The organism is Glaciimonas sp. GG7, assembly GCF_052976905.1.
The window spans coordinates 1-643 of record NZ_JBRIIQ010000231.1 but is presented as its reverse complement, the minus strand read 5'-3'; the positions used below and the strand labels follow the sequence as shown (position 1 = coordinate 643).

Sequence of the window (643 nt, the reverse complement as noted above, 5' to 3'; positions counted from 1 at the left end):
CTGATCCGTCTGGCGGCAGGAAAATTTGGCAGCGTCATATGACGGGGTACGTCAAATGCCACTTCAAAAGCAACTGCAACTTCAACAGCAACGGCAACTGTGGCTGCGCCGGCAAGGTCAAAAACAACTGCAACTTCAAAAGCAACTTCAACTGTGGCTGCGCCGGCAAGGTCAAAAACAACTGCAACTTCAAAAGCAACCGCAACTGTGGCTGCGCCTGCAAGGTCAAAAACAACTGCAACGTCAAAAGCAACCGCAACTGTGGCTGCGCCTGCAAGGTCAAAAACAACTTCAACATCAACCGCCCTGACTCAGTCACTGATTACAGTTTCACTGAGCAATAATCGTTGCAGCGACCAAAAAACCGTATAAAAACTGTAATCAAAAAAAACCGCCATTTAGCGGTTGACCTCTGTTTTCATGGAAGGTATTGTGTCCACGTTCCTCAAAAAGGAATACAGGCTTGAACACCTGTGTACATCCAAACCCCGGGCCGTGCAATGCGGCTTGGGCCCTAAGTTCGTCCTCTCTGGGCGACAGTGGCGGTGAAGCCTTCGGGCTTGCTGGTTTAGTTTGGTGTCCAGTTGTTCAACTCCGTCATTTGTCGCCCACCCCCGTTTTACCAACGGGAAGTTCAACAGAG

1 protein-coding gene is annotated in these 643 nt (G+C 49.9%); it reads left to right on the top strand.

Going from position 1 to position 643, the window contains the following annotated elements; all coding sequences use genetic code 11:
• The coding region (locus tag ACVBEF_RS21325; protein WP_447125892.1) for a hypothetical protein at positions 1 to 344 on the top strand (344 nt) is incomplete at its 5' end.
• Positions 345 to 643 lie beyond the last annotated feature (299 nt).